Genomic DNA, 17,659 nt, shown 5'->3' on the forward strand with positions numbered 1-17,659 from the left:
ATAATAGACTAAAAAGAACCAGAGTTATGACATCCATCAGCTATTTTATGAGGTTGTTTATGATTTTTTTGTTATTTTAATTATTTTTTCTATAAGGTAAATATAGATTAATTTAAAGTCACTAGACAATTACTGTACTTTATCTAGACATAAAAAAAGAGACAGCGATTCCTTTTTTGTTCTTTTTTAATCAGCAATATTTTTAGTTAAAAAATAAGACAATAAATCAGAAATTGATTGTCAATAGTAGTTATGTCTGTAAGAGGTGAAAAATGATTTATGTCAAATTAAATAGTATTTATTTTATCGTTTCGCCATTATTAACAATGAATAGGGAGTGCGTTATTAATAATAGCGATTATAAAAATAAAATATACTAATTGTTCAGGTTAGAGGTTGGAGTATTTGTATGACTTATGAAAGGGAGGCGTCAAAATAGGATAGCCTTCCCTTCTGTTGCAGAATGGAGCTTAGTATATTTATTATTTCCATATTCAATACTTATTCATCAAAAATAGAATATTTTTACAATACAGTTTACTCTCATTAATAAATAATAATGAAACGAAAGTCGATTAAGCTGTTATACAAGCGCTGGATATCATCTAATGATAAAGAAGATATGCGGGCTAAATTTAATTGGCTCTTAAGTCATATTTTTTAAAGAAATCATACTCTTGCACTAGTTGTGGTAGTGATCTTATTTTTAGTTTTGTATACATGTTCGAACGATGAACTTCCACTGTTCTTGGTGATAAAGAGAGCTTTTCGGCTGCCTCTTTACTGGTGTTACCGTCAAGGATCATCTCCATTACCTCTTTTTCTCTATTTGATAGTTTACTAAACTTATCTTTTAAAGAAATATAGGTTCTGAATTGCTCAACCTCACTTTCATAGTGTAAAAAAGATTCTGACACAATATTAAGAAGCTCATTGACGTTTAAAGGGCGAGTTAAATATTCGAAAGCCCCCGCTTTAAATGCGTTACGGCAACTTTCTATCGATGCATCTCCCGAAATAATTATAACAGGAATGATATTCTTTAATTTGTTTAACTCTTTTACCAACGCAATTGATGGTGATGCACTACTTTTAGTGTTAATTATGATGCACTCTTTATGAGCCCCTTTAGTTGATGAAAAATAGTACTTTAAAAATGCCTGTTCATTTGAATAGGTTTTCACATTTGCCGCTAAAGAAGAAAGCACTGCTTTAAGTTGAACTTTTGTGCTGTCATCTTCGAAAGTGATCAGATGGATTATCGATTCCATATGTTGCTCCCAATTTTATTCCTCTCTTAATCAAGAGTAAATGAGTAACGAAATTTGACTAATTTATAAATTTTCTATGTAGAGTAGTATTCACGTAACGGAGCCATAATAAGGATATATTAAATAAAAAAGTATTAATACTTTTTCATTATATTATAGATAAAATATCAGAACTTTGTTTTGTTTCAATATTTCTATTTTATCGTTAAAGATATTTTTCTTCTATAAACGAAGTTCATATAACTGTTATTAATTGTAACTAAGTTTTTTATCGTAAGTGTTTTTAACTATATTAAACATCTAGTGTGAGTATAATTAATATTGATAATTGTTTTTTGATTAGTTTATTAACTAAAATAATTTGTCATACTTATATTTGTATGGTCTTGAGAATGTGGATTTCTCTCTTTACTTATTGTAAAATAGAGCATTATTTATAATTACCTTACTTAACAACCCAATCGAGCCAATATTATGGCGTCACTGAAAGATGTTGCTCGACTTGCATCTGTTTCTTTGATGACAGTCTCAAGAGCGATTAATAACCCTGAGTTATTAAAACCAGATACGTTGAAACAAGTCCAACGTGCAATCGAAGAACTGAATTATGTGCCCGATTTTTCAGCGCGAAAAATTCGAGGTCAAGGGACTAAGGTCTCATCGATCGGTGTGCTTGGTATTGATACCGCAACGACCCCTTTTTCCGTGGAAATGATTTTATCCATCGAGCGTACCGCTCGTCAGTTTGGCTGGAGTTCATTTGTTGTAAACCTCACTGAACAAGAGGGGTATGATCAAGCCATTTGGCAACTGTTAGCTCAACGTCCAGATGGTATCATCTATACCACAATGGGATTGCGAGAAATTACGGTACATGAAAAGCTACGTGATAAAAATGTGGTACTTGCCAACTGCCTAGCTAAAGATCAAACTTTTCCAACCTATATTCCTGATGATTATCACGGACAATATTTTGCGATAAAACACGTGATTGAAAAAGGTTATCGGCATCCGTTATGTTTTTATCTACCCGAAGATACCGTTGCAGGCCCTATTCGCCGTAAAGCGGTCGAAGATGCTTGGCAAGATGCCGGCTTACCTTTGTCATCATTGCGTCAATACACGATGTTATTTGGCGATGAACATTACCGTGATGTGATTGGATTGTTACAACAACACTGTCGTCAGCAAAAAGCAGATTTTGATATTTTAATCTGTGGTAATGATCGTATCGCATTTTTAGCTTATCAAGTTTTACTGTCGATGGGATTACGTATCCCTGAGCAAGTGGCTGTATTAGGCTATGACAATATGATAGGAACGGGGGAGTTATTCTATCCGCCACTCACCACAGTACAGTTGCCACATTATGACTTAGGTAAAGAAGCAACATTACATATTATTCAAGAGCGTAATCATAATGAAACAGTACAAGTCCCCTGTCAGTTAATTGAACGAGAGTCTCTGTAACGAGACTCTCTTTTCCGTTAGAGAGTATAGAAACATCACAACGCTTAACTTATCGTTGATAGTGTCCAATATTCGCCAGCGATTAATGTGGCACTGCCATCTGTGGCAAATAGCGATAAATCGCGATCATTTTCATCTGCATAATAACGGCTACTAAAGGTCAGCTCTCCGTGATTGATAAAAACCTCTATTGATGAGCGATCAATAAATATACGTAAGTTAATTTCGCATCCTACTGGCAACGGTGTGCTACGTGAGCCACTGATATTATATTGTGGATAATGGCGACGGATCACAAAGCGATTTGATTGATTATCAACAAATACCTCTAAACCTTTTCCTAGCCATAATCCAAATTTTTCCGCTTGACTATCTAATGACCAGGTTAAATTTAACTCAATAGCCGGTGTCTTATCGAGTAATTTAAGCGCTTGGTTATTGAGAGTGGTCATCTCTATCGTATTTCTTGTTTGTCTGAGACTTTCAACTTCTTTTATCGGGGTCATACGTAAACGGTTTGCCCTTTTATCAAAGTTAATTTCACGAGGAAGCGTGAAACAACCAGCCCAAAACTCCTGTTGTGAAGGCATAGGGGAGTTCCACATATCCATCCATCCCATAGAAACACGGCGACCATCAGCAGTAACAAAAGATTGTGGAGCATAATAGTCATGACCATTATCAAGCTCAGTAAAATGACCATGTATGATAAAAGGTTGTTTTGGTGACCACTGACCGATCAGTGCACCGGTTTGAAACAGATTACGATATTGATAACCTTCAGCGCGTTTTCCTTGTGGTGAAAAAACAAGAGCAAATTCGTTATCATCACTGATAGGAAAAAAGTCAGGGCATTCCCACATGTAGACGTTTTTATCATCGGTTTTGCCTAATACCTTGTACTCCGAACGCCATTGTTTCCCTTCTTCAAATAGGGTGTCATTGGAGAAAAGTAGCACTTGGCCTTGGTCTTTTTCATCGCGGGCACCGACTACCATCCACCATTTCCCTTCTTGAAACCAAACCTTTGGATCACGAAAGTGCATATATCCTTGTGGTGGCGGTAAGATAATGCCTTTCTTTTCAAAATGGATCCCATCTTCACTGACTGCCACACATTGTGCTTGGTAAATTTGGCTGTCATCGCCTTCTTCTGCTAACCAGTTATGGCCGGTATAAAAGAGGTATAATTTACCTTCATGACTTACCGCTGATCCGGAAAAACAACCACTTTTATCATACTCATTACCCGGAGCAAGGGCGATTGGCTGATGTTGCCAGTGGATCATATCTTTGCTGGTAGCATGTCCCCAATGCATCGGCCCCCAAAGTTCAGAAAAAGGATGATGTTGATAAAATGCATGATATAAGCCGTTATGATAAACAAGGCCATTAGGATCATTAAGCCATCCCGCAGGAGCGGCTAAATGGAATTGAGGATAAAATTGCTTTCCACGTTTTTTTTGTAAGGCATTTAGGGCAGTTGTCGATTGTTCTAAACGTTGCTTCATCTCATTATCCTGATTTTATCAGTTATTCTGTAAGCTATATGTCACCCTTATTAGCGATAACATTTAGGGTTAAAAAGCGTGTTGTTTGAATTTATCTTTATTATTGTACACTATTATGTTAACGTTATCAGGATGTTTTTTCGAGCAATATCTTTATTTTTTTAGTTATTAATACTGATAAAAATACAATATAGTGAATAAAAATAGTGGCTTATCTTCAGGAGAGATTATGAAAGTCTGGTCTTTAGGTGATGCGGTTGTTGACCTAATTCCACTGCAAAATATGCAATATGAAGCATGTGCTGGTGGAGCACCAGTGAATGTCGCTGCAGGTGTTGCAAAATTAGGACAGCAAAGTGGCTTTATTGGTCGGGTCGGTGAAGATGCATTTGGTCACTTTATGCAAAAAACGTTATTTGATCTCGGTGTAGATACCAGCACAATGGAATTTGATGAGTTACATCGTACCAGTACAGTCTTAGTTTCGTTGCAAGAAAATGGCGAACGAGATTTTACTTTTTTAGTTGCGGACTCTGCTGATCAATTTCTTACCAATAAATCACTGCCTGTATTTGAAAAAGACATTTTACATTTTTGTTCACTTGCTTTAGTTAACCCAATTTGTCGCTCGACGCTAGATAGTGCTATTAGTAAAGTAAAAAATAGCGACTCTTTACTGAGTTTCGATATTAATTTACGCCCCCAAATGTGGCGTGATCATGAAGAAATGCGTGCGATCATCGATGAATATGCTCATAAAGCAGATATTTTGAAATTATCTGAAGATGAGCTGACTTGGATGACTCAGGAAATTACGTTAGAAAATGCATTAAAAAAATTAGCTGATTATCCTGCTCGTTTAAAAGTGATCACCCAAGGCTCTAAAGGATGTTTAGTGTTAACGCCTACAACACAAGTTGCCTTGAGTGCCTTTACCGTCAATTGTGTTGATACCACAGGGGCAGGTGATGCCTTTATGTCAGGATTATTAGCCGCAGTTGCAGAATATGGTTTTGCTGATGATGAACAATATTTATTAAAAATTATTACGCAAGCCGCGGCTTGTGGCGCATTAGCAACCACTAAAAAGGGCGCAATTGCTGCAGCACCGAGCCGAAAAGTATTGCGTGAATTTGTCAGTAAACAACCGCCGTTACATGTACGAGATATTTTTTAATGGATTATTTGTTTATTTGCTTGTAAGTCCTATTTTCCCCTTTGCTCTGGTCTTTTTGTGATCTCTATAAATAAGGTTTATACAACTTTATCTATAGAGATTTTTTTTATGTTTTACTCAGTGGTTTATTTTGATAATCGCTTACTTTGACGCTGATAAGTAGCGGATATGATCATATTGTTTGATTCGTTTTCGGCGTATGATAGTAAGGTCTCTTTAACGCTATTGGTGGAAAGTCATATGTGGGCTCAATCAGGTGTCTTATTAGCCATTTGCTCCTATATTTTATGGGGAATAACTCCTCTTTTTTATCGGCTATTACCCGGTGCTCAACCATTAGAGTTACTTGCACAACGTCTTATTTGGTCTATTCCCCTGTTATTACTGGTTCGATTATTTATTAAAAATAGAACTCGCTGGCGTGCTGTTCTCCAAGATAGACGCTCTATTTTTATGTGTTTATTTAGTTCATTAGCAATGGCAGTCTCTTGGTGCACCTTTACTTATGCACTTACGCATCAACAAGTCTTAGCCGCCAGTCTGGGGTATTTTATTAATCCACTTTTTTCTATTGTATTGGGCGTTATCTTTCTTAAAGAGAAATTAAATCCTGCTGAAAAATGGGCGGTAATATTAATTTGTGCAGGAGTGGGATATCAATTATGGATGTATGGTCAATTACCCATACTGGCACTCGTGATGGGTGGAGCATTTGCGATTTATGGACTCATTCGTAAATTTATTCGTTTTGATGTCATAACTTCATTATTTATTGAAACTTTGTGGTTAATTCCGGTCGCTATAGGGGCGATGATTTGGCTGATTATGCGAGATGAAAGTGCGTTTTCTTCTGCAGACAATTTAACTCGTTTCTATTATATTTTAACCGCGCCAGTGACTATCCTCCCTTTACTGTTTTTTACCGCAGCAATCAAAAGAACCACCTTAACCGTTATTGGTTTAGCACAGTATATTGAACCGACAATGCAGTTTTTACTGGCCGTATTCCTATTCCATGAAGCATTTGATGCAGTGAAAGGAGTAAGTTTTTCATTGATTTGGTTAGGGTTATTGTGTTGTATTTTTGCGCTGATTAGAAAGCGCCTTAATGCCTTAAAAATTCATAAAGGTCAGCATAGCCAAAAAATATAAAGTATTTAAATTTTACTATGGCTATTTTTCTCTTTGTTAAATTCCGTTATGCTACCACTAAATGCAAACGTTTGCGTAATGCGTGTTATCTGACTGAAATAAGGATCGAAAATGACCATTTTGGGAACGGCTCTGACCACTAATGCCACAAAAGTGATGTTATTAGGTGCAGGCGAATTAGGTAAAGAGGTGATCATTGAATGCCAACGTCTTGGCATTGAGACTATTGCGGTTGATCGCTATGCCAATGCGCCGGCAATGCATGTTGCTCATCGCCATTATGTCGTCAATATGCTTGATAGCGAGGCATTAAAACAGATTATAACTCAAGAGAAACCCGATTTTTTGGTGCCTGAAATTGAAGCTATTGCTACTTCATTATTAGTCGAATTAGAAAATAATGGTCAAAAAGTTGTACCTTGTGCCCGTGCAGTAAAACTCACTATGGATAGGGAAGGAATACGCCGTCTCGCTGCAGAAACATTACAGTTACTGACTTCTCCTTATCAATTTGTTGATGATGAAGCGGCTTTTAGAAAAGCGGCGGTTGAGATTGGTTTTCCTTGCATTGTAAAACCGGTGATGAGCTCATCTGGAAAAGGACAAAGTGTTATTCGTTCAGAGCAAGATCTCACTAGTGCATGGACTTATTCTCAAGAAGGGGGAAGAGCAGGGCAAGGGCGCGTGATTGTTGAAAAGATGATCCCGTTTGATTTTGAGATAACATTACTCACGATTCGTGCTATTGATGGTATTCATTTTTGCGAGCCTATTGGTCATCGGCAAGAAAAAGGCGATTATCGTGCGTCATGGCAACCACAAAAAATGAGTGATATAGCCCTTGCCAAAGCACAACATATCGCTAGTAAAGTAGTGGAGAATTTGGGCGGTTATGGGTTATTTGGTGTGGAACTATTTATCCAAGGTGATGAGGTGTTTTTTAATGAAGTATCACCGCGTCCTCATGATACAGGGCTTGTTACCTTAATTTCACAAGATTTATCAGAATTTGCGCTCCATGTGCGTGCTTTTTTAGGCTATCCCATCGGTGGTATTCGCCAATTAGGTGCTTGTGCTTCCGCGGTGATTTTACCTGAGTTGTCTAGTACTAATATTGTCTATACGGGGTTAGAAAAAGCGCTTAAGGCAAATCGACAAATTCGTTTATTTGCTAAACCTGAAATCGCAGGACATCGTCGTTTAGGCGTGGTGCTTGCTTATGCCGATTCCATAAAACATGCTATTGAAGAGGCGAATTTAGGTGCACAAGCGATTTTAGCCGATGATGGTGATAACCATTTATCGCAGTGATCTACATACCGCCAATGGCTTTATATCATGCTTGCCTTGGCGGTTATTCCTAGCTGTTATGTAATTGATTTTTCCTCTTTATATGGCGTTTTAGTATTTTTATTAATGTTATTAAGCTCTGCTCCCTTGAAACTTGCTTAACTATCCCCACCTTTTAAGTCATATCGATTTTTTTCGCCAAATTAGGATAAATTGAGGTAAAAATGAGTATGAAAGATCAGGAAACGAGAGGATTTCAGTCTGAAGTTAAGCAACTTCTACAATTAATGATCCATTCTCTTTACTCTAATAAAGAAATTTTCCTTCGCGAATTGATTTCTAATGCATCGGATGCGGCGGATAAGTTACGTTTTCGTGCATTATCCGATGCGGCTCTTTATGAAAATGAGGGTGAACTTCATGTCCGCATTGCCACTGATAAAGAAAAAAGAACACTGACTATCAGTGATAACGGCATAGGTATGACCCGCGATGAAGTGATTGATAATTTAGGGACTATTGCGAAATCAGGGACTAAAGCATTTTTAGAGTCTATTGGACAAGACCAAGCGAAAGATAGCCAATTAATTGGTCAGTTTGGTGTTGGTTTTTATTCCGCATTTATTGTGGCAGACAAAGTGACGGTACGTACCCGTGCCGCGGGGCAACCTGCTGATAAAGGTGTTTTCTGGGAGTCACAAGGTGAAGGTGATTATACGGTTGCTGATATTGAAAAAGCGGATCGTGGTACCGAAATTACCCTGCATCTACGTGAAGGTGAAGACGAATATTTAGATGATTGGCGTCTGCGTAGTATTATCAGCAAATACTCTGATCATATTTCCCTACCTGTCGAAATAGAAACTAAAAATGAAGAAGACGGCACTGTTACATGGGAAAAAATAAATAAAGCTCAAGCGTTATGGACGCGTAATAAGTCAGAAATCAGTGATGATGAATATAAAGAATTTTATAAGCATCTTTCTCATGATTTTGCTGATCCGCTGTGCTGGGCTCATAACCGAGTTGAAGGTAAACAAGAGTACACCAGCCTACTGTATGTTCCTTCTAAAGCACCTTGGGATTTATGGAACCGTGAACATCAACACGGTTTAAAACTGTATGTACAGCGCGTCTTTATTATGGACGAAGCTGAACAGTTTATGCCTAACTATTTGCGTTTTATCCGCGGATTAGTCGATTCTAACGATTTACCATTGAACGTTTCTCGTGAGATCTTACAAGATAGCTCTGTGACACGTAATTTACGTAGCGCATTAACTAAACGTGCATTACAAATGTTACAGAAACTGGCTGACAATAATCCTGAAGAGTATCAAACTTTCTGGAAAGAGTTCGGTTTAGTGTTAAAAGAAGGTCCTGCAGAAGATCACGCTAATATTGAAGCCATTGCTAAATTACTGCGCTTTGCTTCTACTCATAATGACAGCGATGCACAAACTGTTTCATTGGCAGATTACGTGAGTCGTATGGTTGAAGGTCAGGATAAAATCTATTACATCACTGCAGATAGCTATGCTGCGGCCAAAAATAGCCCTCATCTAGAATTATTCCGCAAAAAAGGTATTGAAGTTCTACTGCTATCCGATCGCATTGATGAGTGGATGATGAACTATCTCACTGAATTCGATGGTAAATCATTCCAATCTGTGAGCAAAGCAGATGAATCTTTAGATAAACTGGCTGATGAAGAGAAACAAGCGCAGCAGGAGGAGACAGATAAACAACTGGCACCTTTTGTTGAGCGTGTAAAAACCTTACTAGGTGATAAAGTTAAAGAGGTGAAACTAACTCATCGTTTAACAGACACGCCTGCTATTGTTACTACTGGTGCGGATGAAATGAGTACGCAAATGGCAAAACTTTTTGCGGCTGCAGGTCAACAAGTCCCCGAAGTTAAATACAACTTTGAGTTAAACCCTAACCATCCATTAGTCAAACAAACGGCTGAGTTGACCGATGAAACACAGTTCGCGGATTGGATCAATTTATTACTTGATCAAGCGCTATTTGCTGAAAGAGGAACTTTAGAAGATCCAAACCAGTTTATTCGTTTAGTGAATCAACTATTAGCTAAAAACGCGTAACCATATTCGTTTTCAATCATTTAAACCACGTTCTTTGCGCAAGAGAGCGTGGTTTTTTTCTTTTGCGATAAAAATAAAGTGCAATCGATAACGTGATTTCTTGAGCGATGACCTCACAAAATGGTATGGTAATGCGTTTTCGAGTTTAACTATAAAAAATTAAATGCAAGGGGATTTACGCGATGCGTATCATTCTACTAGGCGCTCCAGGCGCTGGTAAAGGCACTCAGGCTCAATTCATTAAAGAAAACTATGGTATCCCACAGATTTCAACCGGTGATATGTTACGTGCTGCGGTTAGCGCAGGTACGGAATTAGGACTGAAAGCAAAAGCATTGATGGATAACGGTCAATTAGTGACTGATGAATTAGTAATAGCATTAGTGAAAGAGCGTATCAAACAAGACGATTGCCGTAATGGTTTCTTGTTGGATGGGTTCCCAAGAACAATTCCACAAGCTGATGCAATGAAAGAAGCGGGTATCAATGTTGATTTCGTACTGGAATTTGCTGTACCTGATGAAATTATTGTTGAACGTATTGTTGGTCGTCGAGTGCACGCGCCATCAGGTCGTGTTTATCACATTAAATTTAATCCACCTAAAGTTGAAAACCGTGACGATGTGACAGGTGAAGAGTTAACAACTCGTAAAGATGACCAAGAAGAAACAGTGCGTAAACGTTTAATCGAATATCATTCTCAAACAGCACCTTTAGTTTCTTATTACCAAAATGAAGCTAAAGCGGGTAACGCGCAGTACCACAAAATTGATGGTACACAGAAAGTAAGCGAAATTAATGCTGAACTGAAAAACATCCTCGGTTAATCTATAGCACCGAAGAGCAATCCCGGTTAGACCGGGATTTTTTTTACAAAATATTTATAAAAAGAATACAATCCGATTAATTGACAAACAGAGTTCACTATTTTCCTTTACTCTTTTACTTTTGGTTATGTTAATAAAACAGCTCTAAGGAGTCTTGGTATGAATGATGCTAAATACGGCGTTCTTTTGGTCAATCTTGGCACCCCTGATGCACCTCAACCAGATGCAGTGAAGCGCTATTTAGCTCAGTTTCTTAGCGATCCTCGCGTTGTTGATGTTTCCCCGTGGATTTGGAAACCCATTCTTCATGGGGTTATTTTGCCATTTCGCTCACCTAAAGTGGCCAAATTATACCAACAAATTTGGTTGCCAGACGGCTCTCCTCTTTTAGTCTATAGCCGTGCACAGCAAAAAGCGTTAGCACAACGTTTTGCGCATATACCTGTTGAATTAGGTATGTGTTACGGCAATCCTTCCCTCAACGAAGGACTGACGCGATTATTGGCACAGGGCGTTGAAAAGCTAATTGTATTACCTCTTTATCCACAATACTCTTGTTCGACATCGGGGGCGGTATTTGATGGTATTAGCCAACTGTTTAAAACGATGCGAACTATTCCTTCACTGCATTTTGTTCGTAGTTATGCTCAACATCCACTTTATATTAAAGCGCTGGCAAATAGCATTGACGAGAGTTTCAAGCAACATGGTAAGCCGGATCGTTTAGTACTTTCATTTCATGGCATTCCTGAACGATTTATTAAAACTGGGGATATCTATTTTGATGAATGTTGCCTTACAGTAGAAAAATTAAAACAGCAACTTGATTATCCAGCAGAAAAAGTGATGATGACTTTCCAGTCACGTTTTGGTCGTGAGCCTTGGTTATCACCTTATACTGATAAAACGATGGAAAAACTGGGTAGTGAAGGGGTTGAACATGTACAGGTTATTTGTCCCGGATTTTCATCAGACTGTTTAGAAACATTAGAAGAAATTAATGAACAGAACCGTGAGGTCTTTATACATGGTGGTGGAAAACAGTATGAATACATTCCTGCTTTGAATGATAAAGTTGAGCATATTGACTTACTTGAAGCTATAATCCGCGACATATGTGAAAAATAATAGATAAGCTCACTAAATACGATTATCGGATTAGGTGATATATTCATTTGATCATATTTCAGTTATATATAAACTTATCTTTTCTCATTTTTTAACCATTTTAGTCTTGTGCACTAAAATGGCTGATAAACGGACGCTGCATTACACAAATTTAGGCAGGAAAATGAATAGTAAGCTTTCAAAACCACAATCTTCAGAAGTTGATAAAGGGCATTTCGACGATTTTTATCTAAAACAGAACGATGAAATCGATCTGTTTGAGTTATTTTCTGTTCTTTATAAATCAAAATTTGTCATTATTGGGATCACACTTTTATTTGCTATCGTAGGTTTTACTGTTGCGAGCTTTCTGCCCCAGAAATGGACAAGCCAAGCTGCTATTACAAAACCAATGTTAGATGAGATGAAGCAGTTAAGAGCAACCTTAAATGATTTAAGCTTGGTTGATGTTGATACTGGCGTAAATGCTTCTTCTGTTTACCAAAAATTTATCAATAACTACAATTCCCGTGTATTACGTGAAGAATATTTAGTCAATACGGATTACTATAAAAACTTATTGGCTAAGATGGACGATCCTACGCCATTGGATAAACGTAAATTAATCGAAACTATTGTTACTAAAGATATTAATTTAAAAGCATCAGACAGTAAAAATAGTGATGAAGAATTTAGTGGCGAAATTAACTTAAGCTTTACTGCGCCAACTTCTGAAGAAGCTTACGATTTGCTGTCAGGTTATATTCGCTTTATTTCTACTAAAGTACGGGTAGAAGTGAAAGACGAAATTGATGATCAAATTGAGCGTAAATTAAACCATGCGCAAAAAGCGTATCAAATGGATTTAGAGCGTATTGCTAATGCGCGTAATGTTAATGTTCAGCGCTTAAAATATGCACTAGAAATTGCCAATGCTGCGGGGGTTAAAAAGCCTATTTCTAGTGAAGGTGCACAAATTAAAGATGATCCTGATTACTCCATTGCCATGGGGGCTGATGCACTTAGTAGCAAATTAGCGATAACAGAAGCGATTACTGATCCTACAACGGTCAGTTCTGAATTAAAAAATCGCTTATATAATATTCAGCAGTTAGAACAAATAAAATTGGGTGATCTGCAATTTGTTCCTTTCAAATATATGCTAAAACCTTATGAACCAACTAAGAAAGATGCGCCTAAACGTGCATTAATCTTAGTCGGTGCCGCATTTGTTGGTTTTATCCTTTCTGTAATGGGTGTTTTACTGGGCTATATGGCAAGAAATCGCCGTAAAACAGCGTAAATATCCACAAATAAAAGTAGGTGTACAGACGTACACCTACTGTCTCTCCACTAATATTGTGTTAACATTGCGCATCTTTTTTAGCTTGTAGCATCGTTCACAATGAAATTCCCTGGCAAAAGAAAATCCAAACACTATTTTCCCGTTAGTTTACGAGATCCATTATTAAAACCTATCATCAATATGACTGAGAGCGAATCTTCTCGGGCTTATATTGTTGGCATCGACCAAACATTAGTTGATATTGAAGCTAAGGTAGATGAAGCGTTTATCAATCGCTATAACTTGAGTCAGGGACACTCTCTGGTTATTGAAGATGATGTAGCGGAAGCCCTTTATCGCGAATTAACGGTTAATAATCTTATTACCCATGAATTTGCGGGTGGCACTATTGGTAACACACTACATAACTACTCCGTATTAGCGGATGATCGTTCTGTTTTATTGGGGACTATGTGCAACAATATTCAGATTGGTAGTTATGCTTATCGCTACTTATGTAATACCTCAAGCCGTACTGATTTAAACTATTTACAAGGTGTTGATGGTGCAATAGGGCGTTGCTTTACCCTCATTACTGAAAATGGTGAACGTACTTTTGCTATCAGTCCTGGTCAAATGAATCAACTTCAGCCCGAAAGTATTCCTGAGGATGTGATTGCAGATGCATCGGCATTAGTTTTAACTGCTTATCTCGTCCGTTGCAAACCGGGAGAGCCAATGCCGTTGGCAACTATGAAAGCGATAGAATATGCCAAAAAGCATGATGTACCGGTTGTCTTAACATTAGGTACTAAATACGTGATTGCCGACGATCCTCAGTGGTGGAGAGATTTCTTAAAAGAGCATGTCTCGGTAGTGGCAATGAATGAAGATGAAGCCCTAGAGCTTACAGGTCATGCTGATCCATTGTTAGCATCAGATGCGGCTTTAGAGTGGGTTGATTTAGTCTTATGTACCGCAGGCCCTGCAGGATTGTATATGGCAGGCTTTACAGAGAGTGATTTTAAACGCCAAACCACTCATCCGTTACTTCCAGGTGCAATTGCTGAATTTAATCGTTACGAGTTTAGTCGTGCTATGCGTTTTAAAGATTGCCAAACGCCGGAAAAAGTCTATTCGCATATAGAGCCTTATATGGGAGGGCCGGAAAAAATCATGAATACCAATGGTGCTGGCGATGCGGCATTATCTGCACTATTACATGATATTACGGCAAATAGTTATCATCGCATTAATGTACCTAATTCGAGTAAACACCCACGTAGTTATTTGACTTACTCTTCATTGGCGCAAGTGTGTAAATATGCTAACCGTGTAAGCTATCAAGTATTAAGCCAACACTCACCACGTTTGACTCGCGGTTTGCCTGAGAAAGAAGATAGCTTAGAAGAAGCTTACTGGGAACGTTAAGTTAAGTCGTCGCGCTCTTTTTTTGTGAAAGAGAGAAAATAAAAAGCAACACGCGATAAAGGTGTTGCTTTTTTAGTTTGTTAATCCTTTATTTTAAAAATAAATCTCTATTATTGCGCTGCATTGGGCGCAATAATTTGTTGACCCTCTTCAGGTGTGTCATCAATGGCGCAACCGAACTCGACTTCTTGTATTAGCATCTCAGCCATTGCTGAAGCGGTCTGATCTTCATCGATTATCACATGATTTGCCCCTTTCTCAAGAATAAAGGAAGCTTCTTCATCATAGTTAGCACGAACAATAATATCGTCAAAATGGGCACGAACGATAATATTGAGATCAGGGTTCATTTTTCTTGCCGTTTCTGCGATATCTGCTGCTTCATAACCGTTAGGAATGGTCAGTAGTAGCGATTTAGCACAATCAACACGCGCTAATGCCAGTGATTCTTTGGTCATAGCATTACCGAGCACGGCGTTTAAGCCTTTTTCTTTTAACTCAGCAAATTTATTACGGCTATTTTCAATAATGACCAATGGGATAGCTTGCGGTTGTAGCTTTTCAGCTAGCATACTACCTGCACGGCCATAACCGACGATAATCGCATGCCCACAAATATCGACAGGCACTGGCATCTCTTCTTCCATCTCTTCTTGTTGAAGTTGCTCTTGCTCTTCTTTGGTTTCTGTTTTTGCTAGATAACGGTCTAACAAAGAGAAGAGAACAGGATTAAGCATAATAGAGACTAAGGCGCCGGCAAGAACCAAGTTACGTGCATCTGGTTCTAAAACATTTAGTGCAACCCCCATTCCAGCTAAAATAAAGGCAAATTCACCAATTTGCGCAAGACTGGCTGAAATGGTTAATGCGGTTCTGCGTGAATGCCCAAACATACGAACGAGCACTAGGGCTGCTAAGGATTTACCTATAATAATGATCGCAAGTGTGGCTAAAATGCCTAGAGGATGCTCAATTAATACCATAGGATCAAATAGCATGCCGACAGAGACAAAGAACAGAACGGCGAAGGCATCACGTAGAGGTAAAGTATCTTGTGCTGCTCGGTGGCTGAGGTCAGACTCATTAAGTACCATACCGGCAAAGAAAGCGCCTAATGCGAAAGAAGCATCAAATAGCGTCACTGCTGCGTAAGCGATACCTAAAGCTAGTGCTAACACACATAGGGTAAAAAGCTCACGAGAGCCAGTGGCAGCCGTTTTAGCTAAGATCCACGGAATAAGCTTACGACCGACAATCATCATAATTAAAATAAAGGCAACTACTTTACCAATAGTGATACCTAAGTTAATTAATAACTGTGAAATACTTGTTTGGTCACTACTTTCAAGCATATTGGCAATAGCTGGTAGTAATACTAAGGCTAATACCATAGCGAGATCTTCGACAATTAACCAACCAATAGCGATTTGACCGCGTTGGCTATCAATTAAACCTCTTTCTTCGAGTGCGCGTAGCAATACCACAGTACTTGCCGTTGAAAGGCATAATCCAAAGACAATGCCACTAAATAGACCCCAGCCAAAGAAAGTGGATAACCCTAACCCTAATAAGGTGGCAACGGTAATTTGTGCTATGGCACCGGGGATCGCGATAGCTTTTACAGCCATTAGATCTTTTAAAGAAAAATGTAAACCTACGCCAAACATCAGTAAGATAACACCGATTTCAGCAAGCTCAGGCGCCAAAGAGGTATCAGCAACGAAGCCGGGGGTAAATGGGCCAGCGAGCACACCCGCAGCAAGATATCCTACTAAAGGTGAGATTTTTAGCCGTTGAGCAATCATGCCTAAGATGTAAGCAAGTGCTAATCCACCAACAATGGTGGTAATGAGGGGGGTTGAATGCGGCATCAATTCTCCTTCTTGTTATTAAACTACATGTATCGGGGGGCGAGTGGTACAGCAGACGGTTAGTTTAACGTATCTAAGCGATAATTTCGCTAAAATTTATTGAATTTTTATTAAAATAGCAATTTGATTTAGTTTTATAATGTAACTGAGTGTTTCTGTGTTATTTTGGTAGATCTTCTTTGTATAAGCTTGATATAGACTATTTAGATTGGTTGTAGGTTGTAAAAATAAATACAACTTATTTAGCTTTATTGGTCAGGATCTGGTGAAGAAAAAGCATGGAAATAATCAATAAAGATAGATAAGTGTCATTAGCCTCAACATGTTCAATGTTTTTTAAATTAGAGAGCAATCGCTAAGACGAGTATCCCTCATATTGACCCATGTAAAACTCAGATAAAATAAAAAATGCTAACTATGGTTATTTCAGTAGTGAATAACTATTGAGCACTATGCTACACAGTAGAAAATGCTGTGATTAACATAATATCAATAAGCAGACTTTGTTTTTGCGATAGGGGAACGGGCAACATTGTCCCCGAGATGTTCATAACTGAAATTTATTTTTTAAGTTAAATTATAGTCGCTCTTACCTATAATGGAGTAAAAATAGCCAAAAATTCATGATCACAACTTAATGTATGCTTTTTTGTTAGTAAGTTATTGCTATTGTTATCCAAAGCACCGTAAAACCCCGTCCTTCAGGTCGGGGATATAAGGCGCGGTTTTTTAACTAACTAGGTGTTTCCTGTTGCTCAATGTACTGGCGGATAATGGATATTGGTGCGCCACCACAACTCCCCGCGAAATAACTCGGCGACCAAAGAACCCCCTTGTAGTAATCACGTTGGGCAATATCAGGACGATCACGTCGAAGTAATCGACTCGATACCCCTTTAAGGCTGTTAACCAGATTAGATATCGCCAGTTTTGGCGGGTAATTAATCAATAAATGAACGTGATCCCGTTCCCCATCCATTTCAACCAGTTCAACATCAAAATCAGCACAAACACTGGCAAAGTAGCCTCGCAATTTTTCAATTGCATCCTGATCAAATATTTTTCGCCTGTATTTTGTGATAAAGACCAAATGGATGTGCATCAGGAATACACAATGTCTGCCACGGCGAATATTAGTTTCATTTTTCATAGACCAAAG

At 38.2% G+C, this 17,659-nt stretch carries 13 protein-coding genes; 9 read left to right on the forward strand and 4 right to left on the reverse strand.

The window, feature by feature from the left end:
• Window positions 1-635: 635 nt before the first annotated feature.
• Window positions 636-1,271, reverse strand: coding sequence for a response regulator transcription factor (locus tag AACV01_RS08070; protein WP_004244289.1), 636 nt, complete (start codon window positions 1,269-1,271; stop codon window positions 636-638).
• Between the two features lie 474 nt (window positions 1,272-1,745).
• Between AACV01_RS08070 and AACV01_RS08075 the strand changes: the two genes are divergently transcribed.
• The gene (locus tag AACV01_RS08075) at window positions 1,746-2,741 is read left to right on the forward strand and encodes a LacI family DNA-binding transcriptional regulator (RefSeq protein ID WP_046334471.1); all 996 of its coding nucleotides are present in this window, start codon (window positions 1,746-1,748) and stop codon (window positions 2,739-2,741) included.
• 44 nt (window positions 2,742-2,785) lie between these two features.
• Here AACV01_RS08075 and AACV01_RS08080 read toward each other — a convergent pair whose 3' ends face one another.
• The gene (locus tag AACV01_RS08080; RefSeq protein ID WP_060554839.1) at window positions 2,786-4,252 is read right to left on the reverse strand and encodes a glycoside hydrolase family 32 protein; all 1,467 of its coding nucleotides are present in this window, start codon (window positions 4,250-4,252) and stop codon (window positions 2,786-2,788) included.
• Between the two features lie 229 nt (window positions 4,253-4,481).
• On the opposite strand from AACV01_RS08080, the gene AACV01_RS08085 reads away from it, so the two are divergent.
• The 8 genes from AACV01_RS08085 (at window position 4,482) to AACV01_RS08120 (ending at window position 14,629) form a co-directional block, all read left to right on the forward strand.
• Window positions 4,482-5,429 (forward strand): aminoimidazole riboside kinase, encoded by a 948-nt coding sequence (locus AACV01_RS08085; protein ID WP_004244286.1) that lies wholly within the window; start codon window positions 4,482-4,484, stop codon window positions 5,427-5,429.
• Window positions 5,430-5,669: 240 nt separating this feature from the next.
• Window positions 5,670-6,581, forward strand: a complete 912-nt coding sequence (rarD, locus tag AACV01_RS08090; protein ID WP_004248658.1) for an EamA family transporter RarD — start codon at window positions 5,670-5,672, stop codon at window positions 6,579-6,581.
• A gap of 111 nt (window positions 6,582-6,692) precedes the next feature.
• Window positions 6,693-7,892 carry a formate-dependent phosphoribosylglycinamide formyltransferase gene (purT, locus tag AACV01_RS08095; RefSeq protein ID WP_161682680.1) on the forward strand — a complete coding sequence of 400 codons (1,200 nt, stop codon included), beginning with the start codon at window positions 6,693-6,695 and terminating at the stop codon, window positions 7,890-7,892.
• 203 nt (window positions 7,893-8,095) lie between these two features.
• Window positions 8,096-9,979 (forward strand): molecular chaperone HtpG, encoded by a 1,884-nt coding sequence (htpG, locus tag AACV01_RS08100; RefSeq protein ID WP_004244279.1) that lies wholly within the window; start codon window positions 8,096-8,098, stop codon window positions 9,977-9,979.
• Window positions 9,980-10,161: 182 nt separating this feature from the next.
• Entirely contained in the window at window positions 10,162-10,806 is a 645-nt protein-coding gene (gene adk / locus AACV01_RS08105; protein ID WP_004244278.1) for an adenylate kinase, read from the forward strand.
• 159 nt (window positions 10,807-10,965) lie between these two features.
• Window positions 10,966-11,934, forward strand: coding sequence for a ferrochelatase (gene hemH, locus AACV01_RS08110; protein WP_161682682.1), 969 nt, complete (start codon window positions 10,966-10,968; stop codon window positions 11,932-11,934).
• A gap of 163 nt (window positions 11,935-12,097) precedes the next feature.
• Complete coding sequence (gene wzz(fepE), locus AACV01_RS08115) at window positions 12,098-13,216, forward strand: LPS O-antigen length regulator Wzz(fepE) (protein WP_004248652.1); 1,119 nt, start codon at window positions 12,098-12,100, stop codon at window positions 13,214-13,216.
• Between the two features lie 102 nt (window positions 13,217-13,318).
• The gene (locus tag AACV01_RS08120) at window positions 13,319-14,629 is read left to right on the forward strand and encodes an inosine/guanosine kinase (protein ID WP_004244274.1); all 1,311 of its coding nucleotides are present in this window, start codon (window positions 13,319-13,321) and stop codon (window positions 14,627-14,629) included.
• Between the two features lie 110 nt (window positions 14,630-14,739).
• On the opposite strand, the gene ybaL is transcribed toward AACV01_RS08120, so the two are convergent.
• Together ybaL and tnpA are read right to left on the reverse strand one after the other, a co-directional pair.
• Window positions 14,740-16,500, reverse strand: a complete 1,761-nt coding sequence (gene ybaL, locus AACV01_RS08125; RefSeq protein WP_004244273.1) for a YbaL family putative K(+) efflux transporter — start codon at window positions 16,498-16,500, stop codon at window positions 14,740-14,742.
• A gap of 733 nt (window positions 16,501-17,233) precedes the next feature.
• Window positions 17,234-17,650: an IS200/IS605 family transposase gene (gene tnpA, locus AACV01_RS08130; protein ID WP_004248649.1), complete on the reverse strand. Its 417-nt coding sequence runs from the start codon at window positions 17,648-17,650 to the stop codon at window positions 17,234-17,236.
• Window positions 17,651-17,659 lie beyond the last annotated feature (9 nt).

Origin of the sequence: Proteus sp. G2609 (assembly GCF_963896135.1) — a bacterium.
Lineage (GTDB): Bacteria > Pseudomonadota > Gammaproteobacteria > Enterobacterales > Enterobacteriaceae > Proteus > Proteus mirabilis.